Origin of the sequence: Capnocytophaga stomatis (assembly GCF_002302635.1) — a bacterium.
GTDB lineage: Bacteria > Bacteroidota > Bacteroidia > Flavobacteriales > Flavobacteriaceae > Capnocytophaga > Capnocytophaga stomatis.
In genome coordinates, this window is record NZ_CP022387.1 from 314,426 (window position 1) to 338,710 (window position 24,285).

Annotated in this window: 23 protein-coding genes; 10 read left to right on the top strand and 13 right to left on the bottom strand. The window is 36.0% G+C overall.

The features are described from left to right. Window positions 1–32 precede the first annotated feature (32 nt). Entirely contained in the window at window positions 33–3,392 is a 3,360-nt protein-coding gene (gene secA / locus CGC58_RS01495; RefSeq protein ID WP_095894804.1) for a preprotein translocase subunit SecA, read from the bottom strand. Between the two features lie 182 nt (window positions 3,393–3,574). After that, entirely contained in the window at window positions 3,575–3,796 is a 222-nt protein-coding gene (locus tag CGC58_RS01500; RefSeq protein WP_026193747.1) for a DUF2795 domain-containing protein, read from the bottom strand. 211 nt (window positions 3,797–4,007) lie between these two features. Between CGC58_RS01500 and bshC the strand changes: the two genes are divergently transcribed. Both bshC and CGC58_RS01510 read left to right on the top strand, forming a co-directional pair. After that, on the top strand, window positions 4,008–5,609 hold the full coding sequence (gene bshC, locus CGC58_RS01505) for a bacillithiol biosynthesis cysteine-adding enzyme BshC (protein WP_095894805.1): 1,602 nt from the start codon (window positions 4,008–4,010) through the stop codon (window positions 5,607–5,609). 24 nt (window positions 5,610–5,633) lie between these two features. Then, entirely contained in the window at window positions 5,634–6,233 is a 600-nt protein-coding gene (locus tag CGC58_RS01510; protein WP_095894806.1) for a SprT-like domain-containing protein, read from the top strand. Here CGC58_RS01510 and CGC58_RS01515 read toward each other — a convergent pair. Beyond that, a complete protein-coding gene (locus tag CGC58_RS01515) occupies window positions 6,228–6,947 on the bottom strand; it encodes a CDP-alcohol phosphatidyltransferase family protein (protein ID WP_095894807.1) in 720 nt (239 codons plus the stop codon). The two genes, CGC58_RS01510 and CGC58_RS01515, sit on opposite strands and share 6 nt — an antisense overlap. A gap of 69 nt (window positions 6,948–7,016) precedes the next feature. Then, window positions 7,017–7,832, bottom strand: coding sequence for an FKBP-type peptidyl-prolyl cis-trans isomerase (locus CGC58_RS01520; protein ID WP_095894808.1), 816 nt, complete (start codon window positions 7,830–7,832; stop codon window positions 7,017–7,019). An 89-nt stretch (window positions 7,833–7,921) separates the two neighbouring features. Here CGC58_RS01520 and CGC58_RS01525 point away from each other — a divergent pair, with 89 nt between their 5' ends. After that, a complete protein-coding gene (locus CGC58_RS01525) occupies window positions 7,922–8,317 on the top strand; it encodes an RNA-binding S4 domain-containing protein (protein ID WP_095894809.1) in 396 nt (131 codons plus the stop codon). 179 nt (window positions 8,318–8,496) lie between these two features. Here the strand turns inward: CGC58_RS01525 and CGC58_RS01530 are convergent, their stop codons facing one another. From CGC58_RS01530 to CGC58_RS01570, 9 genes are all read right to left on the bottom strand, one after another. After that, window positions 8,497–9,135, bottom strand: coding sequence for a porin family protein (locus CGC58_RS01530; RefSeq protein ID WP_095894810.1), 639 nt, complete (start codon window positions 9,133–9,135; stop codon window positions 8,497–8,499). Window positions 9,136–9,176: 41 nt separating this feature from the next. After that, window positions 9,177–9,767, bottom strand: a complete 591-nt coding sequence (locus CGC58_RS01535; protein ID WP_157909175.1) for a lipocalin family protein — start codon at window positions 9,765–9,767, stop codon at window positions 9,177–9,179. A 410-nt stretch (window positions 9,768–10,177) separates the two neighbouring features. Further along, entirely contained in the window at window positions 10,178–10,648 is a 471-nt protein-coding gene (locus CGC58_RS01540; protein WP_095894812.1) for a hypothetical protein, read from the bottom strand. Between the two features lie 426 nt (window positions 10,649–11,074). After that, window positions 11,075–11,932, bottom strand: coding sequence for a glycosyltransferase (locus CGC58_RS01545; protein ID WP_095894813.1), 858 nt, complete (start codon window positions 11,930–11,932; stop codon window positions 11,075–11,077). Window positions 11,933–11,945: 13 nt separating this feature from the next. Further along, window positions 11,946–12,254, bottom strand: a complete 309-nt coding sequence (locus tag CGC58_RS01550; RefSeq protein ID WP_095894814.1) for an FtsB family cell division protein — start codon at window positions 12,252–12,254, stop codon at window positions 11,946–11,948. Beyond that, window positions 12,254–12,874, bottom strand: coding sequence for a uridine kinase (gene udk / locus CGC58_RS01555; protein ID WP_095894815.1), 621 nt, complete (start codon window positions 12,872–12,874; stop codon window positions 12,254–12,256). The genes CGC58_RS01550 and udk overlap by 1 nt, the downstream gene beginning before the upstream one ends. Before the next feature lie 31 nt (window positions 12,875–12,905). Beyond that, a complete protein-coding gene (gene murA / locus CGC58_RS01560; protein WP_095894816.1) occupies window positions 12,906–14,216 on the bottom strand; it encodes a UDP-N-acetylglucosamine 1-carboxyvinyltransferase in 1,311 nt (436 codons plus the stop codon). A gap of 2 nt (window positions 14,217–14,218) precedes the next feature. Next, window positions 14,219–14,884 (bottom strand): DUF4290 domain-containing protein, encoded by a 666-nt coding sequence (locus CGC58_RS01565; RefSeq protein ID WP_198540740.1) that lies wholly within the window; start codon window positions 14,882–14,884, stop codon window positions 14,219–14,221. A 45-nt stretch (window positions 14,885–14,929) separates the two neighbouring features. Further along, window positions 14,930–15,220, bottom strand: a complete 291-nt coding sequence (locus CGC58_RS01570) for a DUF493 family protein (protein WP_095894817.1) — start codon at window positions 15,218–15,220, stop codon at window positions 14,930–14,932. Window positions 15,221–15,351: 131 nt separating this feature from the next. Here CGC58_RS01570 and CGC58_RS01575 point away from each other — a divergent pair, with 131 nt between their 5' ends. From CGC58_RS01575 to CGC58_RS01605, 7 genes are all read left to right on the top strand, one after another. Next, window positions 15,352–16,374, top strand: coding sequence for an aldose epimerase family protein (locus tag CGC58_RS01575; RefSeq protein WP_095894818.1), 1,023 nt, complete (start codon window positions 15,352–15,354; stop codon window positions 16,372–16,374). A gap of 328 nt (window positions 16,375–16,702) precedes the next feature. Continuing rightward, window positions 16,703–17,857 carry a galactokinase gene (locus CGC58_RS01580; protein ID WP_095894819.1) on the top strand — a complete coding sequence of 385 codons (1,155 nt, stop codon included), beginning with the start codon at window positions 16,703–16,705 and terminating at the stop codon, window positions 17,855–17,857. 73 nt (window positions 17,858–17,930) lie between these two features. Further along, complete coding sequence (locus CGC58_RS01585) at window positions 17,931–18,368, top strand: PH domain-containing protein (protein ID WP_095894820.1); 438 nt, start codon at window positions 17,931–17,933, stop codon at window positions 18,366–18,368. 142 nt (window positions 18,369–18,510) lie between these two features. After that, window positions 18,511–20,178 (top strand): sodium/sugar symporter, encoded by a 1,668-nt coding sequence (locus CGC58_RS01590; protein ID WP_095894821.1) that lies wholly within the window; start codon window positions 18,511–18,513, stop codon window positions 20,176–20,178. 111 nt (window positions 20,179–20,289) lie between these two features. Next, window positions 20,290–22,515 (top strand): helix-turn-helix domain-containing protein, encoded by a 2,226-nt coding sequence (locus tag CGC58_RS01595; protein WP_095894822.1) that lies wholly within the window; start codon window positions 20,290–20,292, stop codon window positions 22,513–22,515. 150 nt (window positions 22,516–22,665) lie between these two features. Then, window positions 22,666–23,490 (top strand): twin-arginine translocase subunit TatC, encoded by an 825-nt coding sequence (gene tatC / locus CGC58_RS01600; RefSeq protein ID WP_095894823.1) that lies wholly within the window; start codon window positions 22,666–22,668, stop codon window positions 23,488–23,490. A 60-nt stretch (window positions 23,491–23,550) separates the two neighbouring features. Beyond that, entirely contained in the window at window positions 23,551–24,204 is a 654-nt protein-coding gene (locus CGC58_RS01605) for a hypothetical protein (protein WP_095894824.1), read from the top strand. Window positions 24,205–24,285: the final 81 nt, after the last annotated feature.

The following is a 24,285-nucleotide window of genomic DNA, read 5'->3' on the forward strand; positions in this document are numbered from 1 at the left end:
AGGACTATTTTTTTTATCTATAACGTAATCAATTAATTATTAGGCAAAACTACCCATTCTCCTTTTTCGATAAGAGGCAAGGCTTGTTTGTACTTCATTTCTTTTCGCTCACCTGTTCGAATATTTTGAATTGTAACTCGCTCATTTCTATTGATTTTAGGTTGTTCACGCACGATAGTTTCCACAACTTGCGGACGTTGTTGTGTTTGTTCCATCGCCTGACGATGACGGCTCGCCATTTCGTCACTATTCAAAACTTCCTCTTTTGAAGTTTGATAATTTTCCGGTTCGTGAGAAACTCTCGCTTCTTCCACAGGTTGCGTTTGCTGAGGCAATTCTGCTTTAAATAGGAACGAAACAATTTCTTTATTTACCTTTTCAATCATCGTTTTGAAAAGCTCAAACGCCTCAAATTTGTAAATCAACAATGGGTCCTTTTGCTCGTGAACTGCTAACTGTACTGATTGTTTAAGCTCATCCATTCGGCGTAAATGTGTCTTCCATTCCTCATCAATAATCGCCAAAGTAATGTTCTTCTCAAAATCGTTAATTAGCTGTTTACCATTTGATTCGTAAGCTTCTTTTAAGTCCGTAACGATATTGAGTGCCTTCTGCCCGTCCGTAAAAGGAACTACGATACGCTCATAGGTATTTGACGGATTTTCGTACACATTTTTTATAACAGGGAAAGCCGTTTCAGCACTTTTCTCTGTTTTCTGTTGATAATGAGCTAAAACTTCTTTGTACAATTTGAAAACCAAATCATTAGCCGAAGTTTTCGCAAACTCAGATTCTGTGATTTGAGTTTTCAAAGCAAAATACTTAATTAGCTCATATTCAAAGTTTTTATAATTATTTCCGCCCTTGTTTCCTTCTACAATTACCTCACAAGTGTCGAAAATCATATTCGCCAAATCCACTTTAAGACGTTCTCCCTCCAAAGCGTGACGACGACGTTTGTAAATAACCTCACGTTGTGCATTCATCACATCATCGTACTCTAACAAACGCTTGCGAATTCCGAAGTTATTTTCCTCTACTTTTTTCTGTGCTGCTTCGATACGTTTGGTCATAATAGAATGCTGAATTACATCTCCTTCTTTGTGACCCAAACTATCCATAAGTTTTGCAATACGTTCAGAACCAAATAATCGCATCAAATTATCTTCCAACGATACGTAGAAAAGAGAGCTTCCTGGGTCTCCTTGACGTCCGGAACGACCTCTAAGCTGTCTATCAACTCGACGTGAATCGTGGCGTTCTGTACCGATAATCGCCAAACCTCCCGCATTTTTCACCTCAGGAGTAAGTTTGATATCCGTTCCACGACCAGCCATATTGGTTGCAATCGTTACCACACCAGGCTGTCCAGCTTCTGCCACAATGTCAGCTTCTTTTTTATGTAACTTAGCATTCAATACGTTATGTTTGATTTTTCGCATTGTAAGCATTCGGCTCAATAATTCGGAAACTTCTACCGAAGTAGTACCGATAAGCACAGGACGACCAGCTTCTGACAGACGTACAACTTCCTCAATTACAGCATTATACTTTTCACGTTTTGTTTTGTAAATCAGGTCATTTTGGTCTTTGCGAGCAATCGGGCGATTCGTTGGAATTTCCATCACATCCAATTTGTAAATTTCCCAGAACTCTCCCGCTTCTGTAATCGCTGTACCCGTCATTCCCGAAAGTTTATTATACATACGGAAATAATTTTGCAACGTAATAGTGGCGTAAGTCTGTGTTGCAGCCTCAATTTTCACATTCTCTTTGGCTTCAATGGCTTGGTGCAATCCGTCAGAATAACGACGACCATCCATTATACGTCCTGTTTGCTCATCAACAATCAAAACTTTGTTGTCAATTACCACATACTCAACATCTTTCTCAAATAAAGTATAAGCCTTCAATAATTGGTTAAGCGTGTGGATACGCTCACTTTTCACGCTAAATTCTTGGAAAAGTTTTTCTTTCAGAGCAGCTTCTTCCTCAATTGGAAGGTTTTGTTTTTCAATGTTTGTTATCTCGATGCTAACATCAGGAAGTACGAAGAAATTTTTATCTCCATCGAAAGAAATATCTGCGAAACCTTTGTCAGTCAGCTCAATCTGGTTATTTTTTTCATCAATCACGAAATAAAGTTCTTCATCAACTTTTGGCATCTCACGATTGTTATCTTGCATATAATAATTTTCAGTTTTTTGGAGAAGTTGCTTCACACCTTCCTCACTCAAAAACTTGATAAGTGCCTTATTTTTAGGCAATCCACGATGCACACGAAGTAACAAGAATCCGCCGTCTTTGGTATTTCCTTCGGCAATAAGTTTACGTGCATCAGCAAGAACTTTTGTTAAATACTGCCTTTGTTTTGAAACCAAATCGGAAACAATAGGCTTCAATTCATTAAATTCGTGATATTCCCCCTTAGGCGTTGGTCCTGAAATAATTAACGGGGTACGAGCATCGTCCACCAATACGGAATCCACCTCATCGACAATAGCATAATTATGAGCACGTTGCACTAAATCGGCAGAAGTATGTGCCATATTGTCACGCAAATAATCGAATCCAAATTCATTATTCGTTCCGTAAGTGATATCAGCGTCATAGGCTTTACGTCTTTCTTCCGAGTTAGGTCGATGATTATCAATACAATCCACACGCATTCCGTGAAACTCGAACAACGGAGCCATCCACGCACTATCCCTTCTTGCCAAATAGTCATTCACTGTTACCAAGTGAACTCCATTTCCTGTTAAGGCGTTCAAATACACGGGCAGTGTCGCCACAAGTGTCTTACCTTCACCGGTTTGCATTTCTGCAATCTTTCCTTGATGCAGGGCAATTCCTCCGATAAGTTGCACGTCATAATGCACCATATCCCACGTAACTTCCTTACCCGCAGCATCCCACGAATTTTTCCAGATAGCTTTATCTTCTTCAAGAGTTACATAACTTTTCGTTGCAGAAAGTTCTCTGTCATAAGGAGTTGCAGTAACAGTTAGCGTTTCATTATTAGCAAATCGTTTTGAAGTTTCTTTAACAACGGCAAAAGCCTCAGGAAGGATTTCATTCAGCGTTTTTTCAGAAATTTCATAAGCTTCTGTATTTAACTTATCTATTTCCGTGTACAAATCTTCCTTTTTGTCAATATCCTCAGTTTGGTTTACTTGTTGCTGTAAATCAAATATTTTAGCATCTATTTCAGCCCTTGCACCTTTTATTTTCTCTTTAAATTCGATGGTTTTTGCACGTAACTCATCGTTAGAAATATTTTCCAACTGATTGGCATAAGCTTTTATCTTCTCGACAATAGGCTGAATTGCCCTCAAGTCCTTTTTTGCCTTGTCTCCTACAAAAATTTTTATTAGTGAATTTACAACATTCATATATATTTAATTAAAAAACGAAATTATTAACAATCTGATAACATTTATTTTTCTCAGTCTCTGGCAAGATTGCCCAATAATTGTACCATTTTCAGAAAAACTGACAAAAATTCAGTTCTTTACCAAAAACAAAAAAAGTCTCTTATCTTTCAAGAGACTTTTTCTTCTATGTTCAAAACGCATTAATATTCATCTTCATTCCAAAAGTAATCCTCATCAGAAGGATAATCAGGCCAAATTTCCTCAATCGATTCATACATATCACCCTCATCCTCAAGAGATTGAAGGTTTTCAACAACTTCCATTGGAGCTCCAGTTCTGATTGCGTAATCAATTAATTCATCCTTTGTTGCAGGCCAAGGTGCATCACTTAAATATGACGCAAGTTCTAATGTCCAATACATAATTCTTCTGGTATTAATTTTTTGTTCTATCGATTTTTTTGCAAAAGTAATTTTATTTTTCAATTATACAAACATTTTAAGTTTTTATTTTCACTCACTAATGAAAATTAAAAATTAATATTTAATATTTCCATTTTCAGTAAAAATATTTCTTAAATAATTCTTCTGTATTGATAAATTTAATATTTTTGCATACGTAATTGATAAATATATGATTGTAAGCCAAATTCCGTTTGAACAAATTCACTTTTTTTCGTCTCTCATAAGTGATTATGTGCTTGAAAAAGAGGAATTACGCAGTTTTTATAATCACTTTCCGAATATTTCAAACTTCAAAAAACAAATTGAAGAAAAGCGAAATAGTTTCACAAATGAAGCGAGAATTCGTTTGGTTCAATCCTTAAAAGAACAATATTCTGAAATAAAAACATCTCCAAAAGTACTCGAAAATATTGAGCTTTTAGGCAACAAAAATACATTTACAATCACAACGGGACATCAGTTAAGCCTTTTCACGGGGCATCTTTACTTCATATACAAAATCGTTTCCACAATCAATACAGCAAGAATTCTTTCCGAGGAATATCCTGATTTTAAGTTTGTTCCGATATATTGGATGGCTACGGAAGACCACGATTTTGAAGAAATAAATCATTTTCATTTGCAAAACAAAAGTCTGCACTGGCACAGTTCCGAAAAGGGAATGACCGGAGCATTCAAAACCGACTCTCTTGACAAAGTTTTTGATATTTTTGAAAGTTCAATTGGTGTTGGAAAGAATGCCGATTTCTTAAAAAACTTGTTCAAGTCCAGCTATTTAGAACATAATAACCTTGCTTCGGCGACTCGTTTTTTGGTAAACGCTCTCTTTGAGCAATACGGCGTGGTAATTGTAGATGGAAATCACCGTGAACTTAAAAAATCTTTCATTCCTTACATCAAAAATGATTTATTAGAAAACATTGCTTATCAGGAAGTTACAAAAACTATTTCAGAAATTCAGAATACAAACAAAACGTACCCCATACAAGTAAATCCGCGTGAGATTAACCTTTTTTATCTTACCGATAATGGAAGAAATCGCATCGTTTCTTCCGAAAAAGGATTTGAAATTCACCAAACGGACATTTTTTTTAGCAAAAATGAAATTCTGGAAGAATTAGAGAATTATCCCGAGCGTTTTTCTCCGAACGTAATTATGCGCCCTCTGTATCAAGAAGTTACATTACCGAACTTGGCTTACATTGGCGGAGGCGGAGAAATTGCTTATTGGCTGGAACTCAAACGTTTTTTTGAAGCGGAGAAAGTTCCTTTCCCTATGCTAATGCTTCGGAATTCAGCTTTATTAATATCTGAAAATCAACATAATAAAATCAAAAAACTGAATATTTCCGTAACAGATTTGTTCTTAAAAACAGATGATTTAAAAAATAAAAGAGTTAAAGAACTTAGTGATTTTCCAATTGATTTCACCCAGCAGAAAAATGCTCTAAAAGAACAATTTTCGGATTTATACTTAATCGCTGAAAAAACAGATGCTTCTTTCAAAAATGCTGTCAAAGCCCAGGAAGTGAAGCAACTAAAAGGATTGGAAAACCTTGAAAAACGGTTGCTAAAAGCACAAAAACGGAAGTTTGCAGACGAACTACAACGCATCTTACTTTTAAAGAGTGAATTATTCCCAAATAATTCATTACAAGAACGTTACTGTAATTTCTCCGATTTTTACATACAACAAGGAACAGATTTTATCCCCAATTTGGTTGAAAATTTTAATCCTTTTGAATTTGAATTTTCAGTAATAAAATATTAATTATTTTGTACTTTTCCGAACGAAATGGAATATATTCTTGCTAAATATTTACCTGAAAATGCGGTTTCTCCTTGTTTTGAGCTTATCAAACTCCATAAAATATATCTAAAGATTGTAGATGAACGAAAAACAAGACACGGAGATTACAGGCAACTATCTAACGGACAACATCTTATAACCATAAATGCAAACAGTAATAAGTATCGTTTTTTAATCACTCTCATTCACGAAATTGCTCATTTACTGGCTTTTGAAAAATTCGGAAGACAAATTAAACCACACGGAAACGAATGGAAATACACTTTTCGTATGCTGATGTTGCCTTTCATTTCTCCCAGTATTTTCCCTTCTCAATTGTTAGGAATTGTTGCCAATCATTTTAAAAATCCGGCTGCAAGTAGTGACATTGACCCTGTTTTATCAATTGCCTTGAAAGACTTTGATAAAGAAGAAGTTACGAGCTTTGTTTTTGAATTACCTATCGGAGCTATATTCCGTACCAAAGACGGAAGAGTTTTTCAAAAAGGCAAAAGAAGAATTAAATGTTATGAATGTATCGAAATAAAAACAAGAAAAATTTACATTTTTCAACCTCACACAACGGTAGAGCCTCTAAAATCATAGTTTACAGCTACATCTATTCTGAAAAATAGAAATTATAACATACAGAACGATAATCATCGGGATAGCAATGAGTTGGAAAAATAATAGTCCCAATACACTAACTATCAGAAACATATATTTTATCTTGTTATTCTGAAAGGAATAATCCTTAAATTTTAATGCAAATAGCGGAATTTCGGCATTTAACATATAACTGCTCAAAAGAGTAATTCCCGCCAAAATCCACGTATTTTGCAAAACATTTTGAAACAAATCCGCAGAGTGATACTGTAAAATAACAGGCAAGGACAAGATAAACAATGCATTAGCAGGGGTTGGCAAGCCTATAAAACCCGTAGTCTGACGAGTGTCTATATTAAATTTCGCTAATCGATATGCTGAAGCTAAGGTGATTAGAAATCCGAAGTAAGGGAATATTTCTGAAAATAAACCACCATTTTGAGTTACAAAATCGCTTTTTGAAAGAAGCTGAAACATTCCCACGCCCGGAACCACTCCCGAAGTTACCATATCAGCAAGCGAATCCAGCTGCAATCCCAAATCGGACTTTACATTTAACAGACGTGCAAAAAATCCGTCAAAAAAATCAAAAAATATACCCAATGCCACAAAAAAGAAAGCCCAATCCAATCTGCCCTGAACAGCCAAAACAACAGCTATTGTTCCGCAAAACAAATTTAATAAAGTGATAATATTAGGAATTTGTTTTCTCATCTTAAAAAAGCAACACACAAGATGAAAACCAAATAAAGCTCTCATCTTATGTGTTTTACATATGTTTTATTATTCGCACTTATCTTTATCTAAATAATCAGGAACGCCATTTTTATTACAATCCGGCAAGGTAGTTACTCCATAATCATCACGTTTGATTTCTTTGATGGAAGGAATACCATCTCTGTCGTGGTCTGCGTTTTTGGTTTTTATCAAATGTATGATAAATATGAGCGGAGAATATGCAGGAATTCTTCCTGTCGCCGAGTTAAAATAAGCCACGCCTGATGGCATAAAGAACACCCCTACTCCACCATCGTTCGGGATAGTTAATGTTCCGTCTGCATTTGACATCACTCCTGATTTTGAATCTTTTAACAAAGAAACAGCCTCTCTGAAACCTAAAACAGAACCCAAGTTTCCTTCACTTTTAGCACCTAACAAATCCATCCAGTTGGAGCGTGTATATCCCACCGTTCTGTCAAATTCCTTGCCGTTTAGCAGTTGTCCTTTGTAAGCCACAAAAACAGAATCTGCAATAGTTGATTTTTCTCCAGTACCCTCCTGTACAGGCAAATAGTACATTTTATGACGTACTCTTTTATTATTTATATCGTGAACATCCAATTCCACAGTTTTAACTTTTTCAAACAAAGATGTTTCCGTTGCGTTTTTCCCTGCAATGGTATCTAACGTAACTTCATTATTTTCAAACTTATAGAAATGTGTTTTTAAATATGATACAATTGAAGACTCATTTTCATCTCGTACTTCTGTTACATCACGAGGAGGAGTTACTTTTTTATTATCGTCGTCATCTTTTTTACACGAAACCGCCACCAACGCCGATAACAAACTGATACTGAATATAGTTTTCTTTACCATACAAAAATTATATTTTTTTGAGGGTGCAAGATACGAAATTATATTATTTTTGCACCATACTTTATAAATATTTAATATCAAAGATTTTTATGAGAATTGATAAATTCCTATGGTGTGTGCGTTATTTCAAAACCCGAAATATCGCAACGGAAGCCTGCAAAAAAGGACACATACGCATTAACGGTGAGGCAGTTAAGCCATCGCGGGAAGTTTTCGTTGGCGATAAAATTATCGTTCGTAAAAATCAGATTAACTACGAATTAAAAGTTTTGGACGTTCCCCTTTCAAGAGTTGGAGCAAAATTGGTGGATTTATACCGACACGATTTAACTCCCCCAGAAGCCTTTGAGCAAGCTGAAATACAAAAACTTGCACAAGAATATTACCGACAAAAAGGAGAAGGACGCCCCACCAAAAAAGACCGCCGTGCCATTGACAATCTCCTCAACGAAATTGATGATGACGATGATTTTTTTGATGAGTAAGAGATGTTATTATTAAAGTTTAATAAGAAGGAGACAATTCTTAGTAATTTGTTAGGCTGCCTTGTATTCCTATATTTTAAATTAGTAACTTCAAAAATAGGGGACAACTATACAAAACAGTGTTAAGATGTCTTTTTTAATTCAAAGTTGTATAGTTATCCCCTCCTTAATAATTTATATTAAAATTTGTAGCCTACCCCTATTTGGAAAGTACGATTTTTAACTGTCGAGCCTTTTTCTTGTGCCAAATTTGTTACGCCAAAATTGAAATTAGCATCAAAAAACACTCCCATTGGTAAATTATATTCCAAACCAATACCTAACCCGAAATCAAAGTTATTATCATTAATCTTTTCTGATCTTTTTTCACCACCAATTTTTGAGCTTGCATTTACCAAGTAACCGATATTCAACCCTGCTTTAGGACGGAACCCTGCAATATCATATTTTAACCAAACGGGCAAGTTAATAAGCCCCAAGGTAATGTAAGAATCTTTATCAAAATCTTGTTTTATAGTCCGACTGCCAAAGGTTCCCGTCATTGATTTCAATGTAGCTCCTTGTTGTGAGTATGCCAGCCCTGCCTCTATAAAAAGTTGATCGGAAAGCCCTAATTCAGCAAAAGCTCCCACGTGAAAGCCCGTTTTAAAACCTGTTTCAACATCCACATTATATGAATGCCCTGCCTCTGTTTCTGAACCTTTAAATGATACTGTTGATATGTTAAGCCCTGTTCTTGCACCAAATTTAACCTCTTGTGCTTGTGTTGTAAAAATAGTTGCAATGGCAACCGTTACCGCAATTATAAAATTCTTCATTTTTGTAAAATTAAAACGTTAAAAAATATTTAAAAGACACCTTATTGTTTTTCCATTATAATAAAACCGTTCATAAAAACATTCATATCTACAGGCAATTCCAAATTGTGTTGTTGTAAAAATTGCTTTCCTCGTTCATAAGTTGAACGTGTCCCTCTTTTCATTTCTTCTGAATAGGAAAGTTTTAAAGTTCTGCCTGAAAGGCTTTCTATGTTAAAAAACTCTACCTCTCCAGAACTTCCATCATTACTCTTACCATATATAATGATTTTTTTTTCTCGTATTTTGTATTTCACACTACCTTCAGTTGCCGCCTCATCAAAATCAAATAAAGGGTAACACTCCGCATATGAGGAGAACCCATAATATTTTTCATTATTCTTTTTAGGATCCACTGATGATACATAATATACGCCTCTGATATCACCATTAGCTAAAAACTTAAATACAGAGCTATTGATGCAATGGTTTGCTTGTCTATCCGCTTCCGTCAAATTAGGTATTTGTGAGGTACGCTTCCCACCCACTTCACTGTCAACTATCCTCCAAGTTCCTACAATTTCAGGGTAGTCTCCCGTAGCAGAATTTTCATCCTTACCGCAACCGATAACACCTATTATCAAAGCTGCCATTACTAAAATTTTTCTCATTGTTATTAAAAATATTAAAATTACCCCTACTCTGTTACAGGCTTTTCGGGTTACGCCTTATTTTAATGAATAAATATTCAATGAACAAAGAATAATTATACAATGAACAAGTAACAGTTCTTATAAAGAAATATTGTTCATTATTAATTTTTCATTGTCTTTTTCTATTTTTTTAGGGTTTAACACTCCATTTTACCGGTTCCGAACCGCATTTAGACAGTTCTGAACTGTATTTACTCCCTCAAATAACCTCTAAATTACGGTTTAAAACTCCTTTTTTGCGGTTATGAACTCCAATTTATCAGTTCTGAAGTGCTTTTTACCAATCTGCAACCTAATTTTTATGGTTCTGAACCGCATTTTATAGGTCTAAAATTTTTAAAATAGAATTTTTATTGCTTGGTTGTGCGTTTTCCGGACTTAAAAAACTGACTTAAAGCCTCCCAAATGGATTTAATTCCCGGAATATTCTCCTTACTTAAAAATCGGATATGTCGGTAAAAACTAAGCGAATTGAAATAATTATCGTGGTCAAGCAATACTTTGGTGTCCGAAAGCTGTTCGGCAAGGTTTTCAAGTCGTTGCAAACGAGTTTCAATTTGTGTGCGAGCCAGAAAATCGCGGTCATATTCTTCCTTATCCAAAAAACTCGGCACATACTGGGGATACTGCTCCATTAGCTCCTTGCATTTGTTTACAAAAAGTTTGTTCTGCTCAGCGATACTGCCATACTGCCTACGCTCATCGGGAGTTAGGTTTACCGTTTTGCTTTTCAGTACGGTTTCAATAGTTTGAAGGGCTACGTCAATCTTGCTCAGCTCCTCATCGGTAAAAGATACCTGAATCAAATTTTCAAAAGCCATATCTATACATTTTAAATTGTTAACTTACAAGAAAATAAAAAAATCCGCTTGATGGAGAAAGTTCTCTCCATCAAGCGGATATATATTTTAAAAAATTATATTATCTCGGCTGTCTAAACGCTGTGCTGTGCTGTGCTGTGCTGTGCTGTGCTGTGCTGTGCTGTGCTGTGCTGTGCTGTGCTAAGGCACGTACAAATATACTGATTTTATGTGAATTACACAAGTTTTTCATAGTATTTTTATGCTTGGAGTTGAGTTAATGTATGTGGGGGCAAATGTATAAAAATTAACTATAATACAAAATATTTCAACGAAATTTAACAAAAAGATTTAGAAGATAAGAATGTCAAGAAATGAAAGTAGAAGATTTTTATCCTAAAAATCAGTATTATCTGTGAAATCTGTGAGAAATATCTTTGGCAAATATTAATTTTCTTTAAAAACCTTCGCCAAAATTTTCTTCCAACGGTAATTTCTAATCCATTTGCCCTGCTCAGGAGTCACTAAAAATTCTTGTTTCTCCTGTTTGGCTTTGAAATAACCTCGCAAATAATCTTTGAATAAATCAATTTTTTTCTTTTTAAAAGCCAATTTGCCCGAAGCCAAAACAGAAAGCAAAAGACCATAACGTAAACGATAGAAAACACTTCCTTGCAAAAAACGAGCATTCAGATTATATCCCGCTCCCGTTGGTCGTAAATGCTTAACTTTCAATGTATCATCTGTTTTTACTTCCCAACCATAGAAGCGAGCCAAAAGCTCATCGGCTGTATCCCAACCCATTGCAGTTTTCAGTCCTCCAATATCTGAAAAACAGGCTTTTCGGTAGGCTTTAACTGCACCTCGGAGGTGGTCTTTGTTTGTCAGATTTTCCAAAACCCAATTGCCGTTTTTTTCCACATAACAGAATCCCCCACACATACCAACTTTCTGATTTTCATAAAAATGATTCGCTAAAACTTCTAAATAATTAGGTGGGAAAATCAAATCTGCATCAAATTTGCAAATTACATCTATGTTTTCTTTCAAAAGAGGCAACCCCGCATTAAATGCCTGAACTACTTTACTTCCAGGCAAATGCGTAGCTCCCTCTTCTCTACGCAATACTGTCAGAGAAGGGTTTTCTTGCTTAATTTTTTCTAAAATTTGAGGAGTTGAATCGGTGGAGCAATCATCAACGACGATAACTTGCAGAGGCTTTTTCGTTTGTTTGAAAAGAGATTCTAACGTTTTTTCAATACAATCTGCTTCATTATGAGCAGGAATGATAATTCCAAAGTTCATATAACTTTAATTTTCAATCTATTGTATCGTATTCTATTATAAAAATTTCCTCGTTATCGTGCTTTAAGTAATATGCCTCTCTTCCCATTTTCTCTTTTCCCTCGTCGGTATTGAGGATTTTCAGACTTTTTCTGTCCTTCTCTATTTCCTTTTCTAAAAACTGTTTTTGCTTGTTCAGTTTTTTAATTTCCTTATTTAACTCCCTGTGTGTCAATAGAGAATTTGCGTCAAAGAAAGCCATCCAGACGAAGAAAAAAAGAAGTATAAAAGCATACAACCTATACCCTTTCAAAAGTGCAATGTATTGAAAAACAGACTTCATCAGGAAACAGTTTGATAAATTCGGTTATGAACAATGGTTCTTATAATATCAATAGCTACATTGTTTCTTTTGTTATTCGGGATGATGATATCGGCATACTCTTTCGTAGGTTCAATAAACTGCAAATGCATTGGTTTTAAGGTAGTTTGATAACGATTCAGAACTTCTTCCACGTCTCTGCCTCGTTCCGTGGTATCTCTTTTAATACGTCTAATCAATCGCTCATCCGAGTCGGCGTGAACATAAATTTTGATATCGAACAAATTACGGATATCAGCGTGCGAAAAAATCAAAATTCCCTCAACGATAATCACTTTCGTAGGATTTATCAGTACGGTTTCGCCCGTGCGATTATGTTCTACAAATGAATATACAGGGCTTTCTACCGATTTTCCTTCTTTAAGAGCAATCAAATGTTCTTTCAATAAATCAAAATCAATAGAACTCGGATGGTCAAAATTAACTTTAACCCTTTCAGAATAAGGCAAATGACTCATATCCCGATAATATGAATCCTGTGAAACTACCGTTACTTCCTTTCCTGACAATTCTTTAACTATCTGATTTACAACAGTTGTTTTTCCACATCCTGTTCCTCCCGTAATTCCTATGATTAGCATTTTTAATTATATATAAAGTATTTATTCTCTGTTAATTAACACGAATTATTTTCGCTCCCAAAGCTCTTAAACGCTCGTCAATGTTCTCGTAACCTCTGTCTATTTGTTCTATATTATAAATGGTAGAAGTTCCTTTGGCAGAAAGAGCCGCAATCAGCAAAGCAATCCCAGCCCTGATATCGGGTGAAGTCATCAAAGTAGCTTTTAGTGGCGATTTAAAATCGTTACCGATAACCGTAGCCCGATGCGGGTCGCACAAAATAATTTTAGCTCCCATATCTATCAGTTTATCAATGAAGAACAAACGACTTTCGAACATTTTTTGATGAATTAACACCTCACCGCGTGCCTGAGTTGCCATTACCAATATGATACTCAATAAATCGGGAGTGAAGCCTGGCCAAGGAGCATCGGAAACCGTTAAAATAGAGCCATCTATATAATTCTGAACTTGATATCCTTTCGTATGAGCCGGAATATAGATATCATCGCCTCTACGCTCAAGTGTAATTCCCAACTTCTGGAAGACATTGGGTATCAGACCTAAATGCTCCCAACCTACATTCTTTATAGTTATCTCGCTTTGGGTCATAGCCGCCAACCCAATCCAGCTACCAATTTCAATCATATCCGGCAGAAGTGTGTGCGTGCATCCCGAGAGCTTTTCAACTCCGTTAATGGTCAAAAAGTTAGAACCAATCCCCTGAATATCAGCTCCCATTGAATTAAGCATCCGGCATAATTGCTGTACATAAGGTTCACAAGCAGCGTTGTAAATAGTTGTTTTTCCTTCTGCCAAAACCGCAGCCATAATAATGTTTGAAGTCCCTGTCACAGAGGCTTCATCAAGCAACATATCTGCTCCTTTAAGGCGATTGCAAGTTACGCTATATGTTTGATGCTCTTTATCATAATTGAAATCGGCTCCCAATTTGATAAACCCTTCAAAGTGCGTATCTAAACGGCGACGACCGATTTTATCTCCGCCCGGACGAGGAATATAACCCACCCCGAAACGTGTTAGAAGCGGTCCCACAATCATAATTGAGCCTCGCAAACCTTGCCCTTCGGACTGGAAAGCTGTTGATTTCAAATATTGCAAATTAACCTCATCAGCCTGAAAACTATACGAACCTTTGCCTAACTTCTGTATTTTAACTCCTAAATTCTCAAGTAAGGAGATTAATTTATTAACATCCAATATATTAGGAATATTGTGAATGGTCACTTTTTCGTTTGTAAGCAATACTGCACACAAAACCTGAAGAGCCTCATTTTTAGCCCCTTGCGGAGTTATTTCACCCTTTAGTGTATGTCCTCCTTCAATTTTAAATACGCCCATAATCAAGTATTTTTAGTTCTCTTTGCTTTTTTAGTTTGCCCTGAAGCTCTTTTCGTTAAATTCTGCTTGGTTTTGATAAGTTCGTTACTGTTTGTCAGAAATTCTTTTGTTTTGGCAAGGTCAATTTTACCATCGCTAAGCTCGTACAAATGCTGAAAAACCACTTCATCTTCAACAGCTTCCTTATTCCAAGTTAAATAACTCTTCTTCATATGATTAGCTATTGCGTATTTTAGTGCTTCTTTCAGATGACCTTCTTCCCAGCCAACACAAACTTCAATCATTTTTTTAATGTTGTTGCCGTAAAATCTGTATTTTGGATGATTTTGCGGATATTGAAGAATATCAGGATGTTTGATTAACACATCAGAAGTCGGTTTCTCAAAAGGAGAATCCACATCAAGTTGAAACTTCGACATAATGAACAACTGGTCCCACAATTTATGCTGAAAATCAGGAACATCTCGCAAATGAGGAAACATATTTCCCATCACGGCTATGATGCTTTTCGCGGTATTATTCCGTTTTTCCCTATCCTCAATCGTTATGGCTTTTTCAATCATTTTTTGTATATGCCTTCCGTACTCGGGGATTATCAAAGGAGTTCTTTCCGTGTTATATTCCAAGCCCATATTTTCGGACATATTCTGTGTATTTTGATTCTCCATTTTTTTAAATTCTTTAGCTTTTAAAATTTAATTTTCTGCAATTTCCTATAACGAAACTATTCCCTCTATCTTGCCCGCTTCTCTGTAATAATGAATCACTTCGTCCGGATTTTGTAAAAGAACAGACACGGAAACGCCCGTATATTTCCCGTTTGAGGAAGGTCGAGTTTTTATCTCTACATTGGTTTGCTTGAAAATTGAATTAAGTGTTTCTAATCTTTGAGCATCGGTAGGTATGATAAACTTATACAGATACATCGTTGGGAAAGAAGTAGTTTCTTCCAATTCTTTTTTTAAACGCTCATAAAATTCAGTCAATTCTTGCTCTGATTTCATTCTAAAACTTTTTTTGCAAAGATAGCAGTTTTCGTCGGAAGAGAAAAAATATTTTCTGTTTTTGGATATTTCTGCACGGAAAAATATTGTGCTCTGGCAAAATTTTCGTACATTCGTCAAAATTTTTGAAAATGAAAAATATTACACAAAAACCATTCGGAACTCACAAAAATAAAAAGGTAGAACTCTTCACCTTAACCAACAAAAACGCTATGGAAGTATCGGTAACTAACTTCGGTGGCATCATCACTTCCATTAAATTTCCAAAAGACGGAAAAAACATCGAAACCGTACTTGGGTTCGATACCTTAGAAGAATATTTAAGCTCGGATTATCGCAAAGAATATCCGTATTTCGGGGCGATTATCGGGCGAAATGCCGGACGTATCAAAAACGGAAAAACCACCCTTAACGGCGAAACGTTGCAACTGACCGTAAATCACAACGGAGCACAACTACACGGTGGTTTTGAAGGATTTGACAGCAAAGTTTGGGAACTCGTTTCGGTGAAAGATGAGCCAATTCCGTCAGTGACTTTCCGATATGTTTCTGCCGATGGCGAAGAAGGCTTCCCTGGCGAAGTTACCGCACAAGTAACTTATTCACTTAACGATGACAACGAACTTCGGGTGGATTATCACGGAACAACCAACAAACCCACTATCCTGAACCTGACCCAACACGCTTATTTTAACCTCAATACTGATTCAAGCAACGTTTTAAATCACCATTTGCAAATTAACGGCGATAAAGTTTCTCCACTAAACCCCGATTATTCCCCAACGGGCGAATTACTCCTCGTGGAAGGCACTCATTGGGATTATCGCAAACCAACACCCGTTCATCCCGATATTGACAACGCTTTCCCACGTCAAGTTTCGGAAAATGAAACCGTTGGGTCACTAATTTGCAACGATAGCGGCATCCGTATGGACGTACGAACTAATCATCCTGTGCTTCACATTTATGGCGGATATTATGTGCCTGAATTGCATCCTAAAGGCAGAAAATCTACCGGACAAAATGCAGGTATTTGCTTTGAATGCCAAGGTTTTGCCGATGCACTGAACTATCCACAGTTTCAATCCACACAGCTGAACCCAGGGCAAGAATACAAACACTTTACCGTGTTTAAGTTCAGTGAAATAAAGTAAGTTTTTAGAGTCAAAACGAAAGAAGTAAATCATTTAATAAATGCCCGAAGCATCAAAACGCAAGATTTCTCGTTTCGGGCATTTATCAAAAGCTAAAAAACACGTGTTCCGAAGCTTTATACATTTATAAAAAGAACGAAAACACACGTTTTGAGCCTTCGGGGTTTTCCCGATTAAAGAAAACATCGGAAGGCACGCGTCGGGATGTTCCCGAAAGGTAAAAACACGCGTTCCGAACCTTCGGGGTTTTCCCGAAAAAGAAACCCAAAATAGATAAATTAAAAAAGTATCTCTAAATAATACAAAACAGACAAAAATATTTCAAAAAATGAAAACATACATACAAGAAGAATTTCAGAAAAACTACGGAAAACCTTGCGATAAGGTGTTTTTTGCACCGGCTCGCGTGAATTTGATTGGCGAACACATCGACTACAATGGCGGACTTGTAATGCCTTGTGCTCTTGAAAACGGAACTTACTTAGCAGTTCGGAAAACAAACGACAATACATTTACATTCAAGAGTTTAAACTTTCCGGAATCGGCACACCAAGTAACTATCAATCACGAAGGATATACCAAAAACGGAAGCCTTTGGATAAATTATCCGCTGGGTTGCATCGACTATTTTACGCGTCAGGGCGTGAAATTCAACGGAATGGAGTTTCTTTTCTACGGAAATATTCCAAACGGTGGCGGACTTTCCTCTTCGGCTTCGATTGAATTGGTGACTTCCTTCGCTTTGAATTCGCTTTTCGGATTGGGTAAAAATCAAATCGAGTTGGTGAAAATTTCACAAAACGTAGAAAACAAATTCGTGGGCGTGAATTGTGGTATTATGGACCAATTTGCCATCGGAATGGGAAAAAAAGACCACGCCATCATTTTGGATTGCCAAACGCTGGATTATACCTATACGCCTTTCGTTCTAAAAGAAGATACATTACTGATTATCAACACCAATAAAGAACGAAAACTGGCGGATTCCAAATATAATGAGCGTCGTGCTACTTGCGAGGCAGCGTTGGAAATCTTCAACAAAAACGCCAATTTCAAAGACCTTTGTTCTATTCCCGCCGAATATTTTGAAGCGCACAAAAACGAACTTACAGAAGAGATGCAAAAACGAGTTAAGCACGTGATTTATGAGAATTTACGTGTAAAAGAAAGCGAAAAAGCCTTAAAATCGGGCGATGTGAAGCGTTTTGGCGAGTTGATGTCTGCCTCACACAAATCCTTAATGGAAGATTACGAAGTTACAGGTAAGGAACTGGATACCATCTATTTGGAAAGTATTAATTTTGACGGAGTTACAGGCGTTCGTATGACGGGAGCGGGCTTTGGCGGTTGTGCCATTGCACTGGTTAAAAACAACCGAGTAGAAGCTTATAAAAAACACATTATCGAAAGCTATACGCAAAAAATCGGGTACGCCCCATCGGTGTATGACGTGAGCATCGGTGACGGCACTCGTGAATTATAATCATCAGAAAGCCAAGTGAAAACATTATTTCATTTGGCTTTTATTTTTTGGAAAATAAAAATAAATTAAACTAATGAAATTGTATAAAGCTAAAACTAATTTTAAATCGAATTTCATTATTCAGTTATCTGCGATGATGATATTTTCGGTTGCTATTATAATTATTCAGGATTTTCCTTGGTTTTTAATTTTGATAGTTCCTATCTTTATGGCTCCATTATTATGGGGACTTTCTCAAATTCATAAGAATGTAACTTACATTATTTCAGGTGAAAATTTATTTGTTTCAGCTGCATTTATCAACAGAATAATTGACGTAAAGACCATCCGAAAAATAGAAAAAAGTAATAACTTTATAGCTACGGGAACAGACCGAGCCACCGCTCCAAGTAGTAAAGCACTTGAAATTCTTTACAACAAATACGAGACTATTAAAGTTTCTCCTGAAAATGAATCAGATTTTATCAAAGATTTATTAGAAATCAACCCGAACATAAAGGTAATTATATAACAATCTTATTAAGATATAATCTACCTGATTAAGCTCATTAATCTTTAAAATGTTTAAATCTTTCGGGGGAAATACTAAATCATAAATAAAAATTTCTTAAATTAGCACCCGAAAAAATAAAAACATACTAAAATTTTAATATATGAATTCATTTACAACATTAGATTATGTAATTTTCGCATTGTATGCGGCAGTTATTCTCGGTGTGGGGCTTTTTGTGTCACGCAACAAAAAGGATTCGGGGAAAACTGCGGAAGATTATTTCTTGGCAAGTAAATCCCTTCCTTGGTGGGCGATTGGGGCATCGTTAATTGCTGCAAATATCTCCGCAGAACAGTTCATCGGGATGTCGGGCTCAGGGTTTGCATTGGGCTTAGCAATTGCTTCCTATGAATGGATGGCTGCTCTTACATTAATTATCGTAGGAAAATATTTCTTACCTATTTTCATTGAAAAAGGATTGTACACCATTCCCGAATTCATCGAAAAACGTTACAGCACCAACTTGAAATCTATTCTTGCTGTTTTCTGGGTTGCCTTATTCATCTTCGTGAACCTTACCAGCGTTTTGTTCTTAGGAGGAAAAGCCTTGCAAGTAGTTTTGGGCGTTGATCCTTTCTATGCGATGGTTGGTTTAGCTCTTTTTGCGGCGGCATACTCGCTATGGGGAGGGCTTTCGGCTGTTGCTTGGACGGACGTTATTCAAGTGGCGTTACTTGTTGTGGGGGGGCTTATCACTGCCTACATCGCATTGGATAATGTAACACCTCAAGGCGGAGTGATAACCGGTTTGCAACATATTTTTGACGTTGCACCTGACCACTTCAAAATGATTTTAGACGAATCGCATCCGGAATATATGAATTTGCCCGGAATCGCTGTTCTTGTTGGCGGACTTTGGGTAGCAAACTTGTACTACTGGGGATTCAATCAGTATATTATTCAACGTACTTTGGCTGCAAAATCTTTGAAAGAATCACAAAAAGGAATCGTTTTTGCGGCTTTCTTGAAAATGATTGTGCCTGTTTTGGTGGTAATTCCGGGGATTGTAGCTTACGTTATGTATCAAAACCAAGCAGGAACAGCTACTATTGATGGCGTGAAAGAAGCCTTCACGGGAGCAAACGGAGCTATAATGAATGATAACGCATACCCTTGGCTTATCAAAACCTTTATTCCAACGGGATTGAAAGGATTGGTTGTAGCGGCTTTGGCAGCGGCGATTGTTTCTTCATTGGCTTCGATGTTGAATTCAACGGCTACGATTTTCACAATGGATATTTACAAACAGAATCTTAACCCGAATGCTTCTCAAAAACAATTAGTTAGCGTAGGACGTATTTCGGCAGCTGTGGCTTTAATAATTGCTTTGGTTGTAGCTCCCGCATTAGGAGGAATTAACCAAATGTTCCAATATATTCAAGAATACACCGGACTTGTAAGCCCTGGAATTTTAGCCGTGTTTATGATGGGATTGTTCTATAAACGAGCTACGAACAAAGGAGCAATTTGGGGAATACTTCTTTCTACTTTAATTGCGTTCTATTTCAAAATAGGTCCTAATGGTTGGATGGCTGATTCTGCCTTAAGTGGCTTGTTCGTTACACTTCCGTGGATGCATCAAATGATGATTACTTGGATTGTTTCAATGCTGATTATTGCCGTTGTGAGTCATTTTGAAAATAAAGGTGCTATCAATGAAAAAGCCATTATCATTGATAAAAATACTTTCAAAACAGATTCAACTTTCAATATTGCTTCTTACGTAATTATCATACTTTTAGTAGCTTTATACGCTATTTTCTGGTAAAAATACAAAACGATATTTCAGAGGAAGTTGCCCGAAAAGGCAACTTCTTTCTTTTTATAAAAATCCAACTTCCAAAATAATTTATTACTTTTGCTCGTTACCGATTTTTTTATGGAAAAGCAAATTCTTACATTAGTTAATCAAACTCATCAAAATATTTTTTTAACGGGAAAAGCAGGAACCGGAAAAACTACCCTACTGCGTAAAATTATCGAAACGTGCCACAAAAATACTGTTGTGGTAGCACCAACGGGCATTGCTGCACTTAACGCGGGAGGCGTTACAATTCATTCGATGTTTCAGCTACCTTTTGCTTCATTTTTGCCAACTTCGTCCACACCTCCTGTTGTAAGCGAAAATGCACGATTTGAAAACAGAACTTCGCTGCGAAAGCACTTCAAAATGCATAAAAACAAACGTCAAATTATTGAAAGTATGGAACTTTTAATAATTGACGAAGTGAGTATGTTACGTGCCGATGTTTTGGACGCGATAGACTTTATGCTACAAACCATTCGCAAAAATAAATTCCCTTTCGGAGGAGTGCAAATCTTGTTTATCGGTGATTTACTGCAACTTCCGCCTGTGGTAAAAAACGATGAATGGGACATTTTGAAAATGTACTACGACGGAATGTTTTTCTTCCAATCAAAAGTAATTTCGCAAAATCCGTTACTTTACATTGAGCTGGAGAAAATATATCGTCAATCGGATGAACATTTCATTTCTATTCTTAACAATTTAAGAGACAATAATTTAACACAAAAAGACATACAATATTTACAACAATATGTAAAACCTAATTTCAAGCCTGAAAATGATTTCATAACATTAACAACACACAACGCCAAAGCAGACGCCATTAACAACAAGAAAATGAGCGAACTAACAACGAAAGAATTCACCTATGAAGCCATCGTTGTTGGTGATTTTCCTGAAAATATGTATCCTATTGAGAAAGAAATCCGTTTGAAAAAAGGTGCAAGAGTTATGTTTATCAAAAATGATTTATCTGGCGAAAAACTTTTTTTCAACGGAAAAATGGCAACAATAACTTCTCTTTCCGAAAATGAGATTGAAGTACAGTTAGATGGCGGAAAAACAATCAACGTGGAACGCTATGAATGGGAGAACATTCGCTACCGCATAAACGAAAATACGAAAGACATTGAAGAAGAACGATTAGGAACGTTTACCCAGTATCCGCTCAGATTGGCTTGGGCAATTACAGTGCATAAAAGTCAAGGACTTACCTTTGAAAAGGCGGCTTTGGATTTGGACAAGGTTTTTGCTTCAGGGCAGGCTTACGTAGCTTTTTCTCGCTTGCGTTCTTTGGATGGCTTGGTTTTACTTTCTTCCGTCAACGAACACGGAATCGATAACAATGAAAATGTAAGGCAATACGCTAAAAACAAAGCTTCTGAAAATGAAATACTTAACGCTTGCAAAACGGGCAAAAAGCAATTTTTGGAAAAATCTATTTTAGAATGCTTTCAATGGGATAACTTCCTATCACAGTGGAACTTACACAAATCGAGTTACATTGGTGACATCGGCAAAAAAAATACGTATAAAAATTGGGCAAATGAAAAATTATCACAAGTCATTGAATTAACGCAAATTACTGAAAAATTCACCTCACAGCTGAAAAACATTTTCGTTTCAAGCTATGAATTTGCGTTTATTTATGAACGTTTTGAGAAGGCATACTCCTATTTTATGCCACAATTGAAGGAAATTTGGTATGAAATTTTGCGTACGTATGCCGAAATAGGAGCTTTGAAAAAAGTTAAGCAATTCAAAGATGAATTATCTGATTTGGAAGACGTTACTTCAAAGATCATTCGAAATCTTTTAAAAACCAAACAATTAATTGAATTATCCAAAAAAGGAAAAGATTTTGAAAATGAGAATATTAATTCTGAAAAATTCAAAAATATGCGAACAGAATTAATATCAAAAGTAGAAAAATATTTAAAAGAAAAACAACTTTTTGTAGCAGAAGACATCAGTAAGGAAGAAACAAAATCTCAAAAAGAGAAAACCTCCACTTACGAGGTCACGCTACAACTTTGGGAGGCTACTCGCTCCATAAAATCTGTTGCCGAAAAAAGAATGCTTACCGAAGCCACCGTTTATCGTCATTTAATAAAACTCGTTGAGCAAGAAAAAGTTATGGTTTCGGATATTTTGCCGGAAGCGACAATACAGGAGCTCAATAATATTTTCAATGAAGAAGAGAATCATTCGCTCGGAAATATATTTGAAAAACTCAACGGAAAATACACTTGGGACGAACTTCGTCTGTTCAAAACTCACTGGGAAAGAAGCATTTAGAATCACAAAAAACGATTTAATTTCTCTGAGTAATTTCTGCATTTTTATCATCGCAAAAAATTCCTTTTAAAAATGCTGAAAATTGAAAACAAAATGTATATTTGCACAGTATTTTAACCATCAAAAGAAAGTTTTTCAGTTTAAGAAAATATGACAAATCAAAAAGATGAAATGTCTTTTTTAGACCATTTAGAAGAGCTTCGTTGGCATTTAATTCGTTCAACGATGGCTATTTTAATAGTCGCTGTCCTTGCTTTTATTTACAAAAATTACGTTTTTGCAATCATTTTTGGACCAAAAGAAGGAGATTTTTTCACATACCGAATGTTCTGTAAACTCGGGCAACTCTTTGATTATGAAAGTGTTTTTTGTGCTCAAGAACTGCCTTTTACATTACAAAACAGAACGATGGCAGGGCAGTTTTCAGCCCACATCTGGACTTCCATCTGGACTGGAGTCATCGTTGCCTTTCCTTATATTCTCTACGAACTTTGGAAATTTATAAGTCCCGGACTTTACGAAAACGAACGAAAATTAGCCAGTGGCTTCATAATTGTTGCTTCCGCATTGTTTTTCTCCGGAATTTTGTTCGGATATTACCTAATAGCTCCGCTTTCCGTTAATTTTTTGGGTTCGTATTCGGTGAGTAGCGAAGTTCAAAACCAAATTGATTTAAGTTCGTATATTTCCATAGTTCGCTCATCTGTAATTGCTTGCGGATTGGTTTTTGAGCTTCCGATAATCGTTTATTTTTTAACAAAATTAGGATTAGTAACGCCGTCCTTTATGCGGAAATATCGCAAGCACTCCATTGTAGTTATTTTAATTATCTCAGCCATCATCACTCCACCCGATGTAACCAGCCAAATTATTGTAACTATCCCAATATTAGTGCTATATGAATTGAGTATTTTCATTTCAAAATACGTAATAAAGAAAGATGAAAAAGCGAAAAAATCTGAGCTTAATGCATAACAAATTCAGATTTTCAAAAAATAAAATCAAAAATTTTAATTTATAATACAATAAGGTTCAATGGATTGTAAAACCTACCTACAACAACTACCCAACGTGAAAACGTTGAAACAGATTTGCAAAGGCAGAGCTGTAATTGACTGGATTATTTGTGGTTATGAATTTGAAACGTACCACACTTACTACAAAAGCAATCAAGAAGAATACGATGGAATTGAAGCTCAATGGGGACTCGGATTTGAAGAAGAAGATGGCACTTCACTCTCATTTTACTTTATTGATAAAGCTTGCTTAATCGTTCCGTCAACAAATTCGGAAGAAAGTGGAGAATCTGACAATCAGTCATTTGAAAAAAGAATTCCTAAAGTTTTTCTTCCTTACTATCGCAAAAATTTCTCGGATGCCGCCATTCCGTTTGTAATTTGGTCTTTGGACGGGGAGACTTGGAATTGTGAGGAAAATTTTGAAATTGACGAATTTATTCATAAATTTGACCAAATTACCACCAAACCAGAAGAATACAAAAATTGGGCAATTGACTTTTTCGGAGATGAAACTTTCTTAAGAGAGGATATGTCAGAACAAACAATTTCTGATATATATGAAGGAAAAGTGTTGACTGAGAAAATGGTTTACAGCTTGGTAACTGAAGTTCACGATTGGGTGGATTTGGAAACCGAATTGGACGAAATGCCCTACCGATTTGAATTTTAGTCAGAAATCTAAAAACTCTATTTACCAAAAAATTCCGGCAGAATCTTTTTTTGCACATAATTTTTTAGTTTTTTAATTATA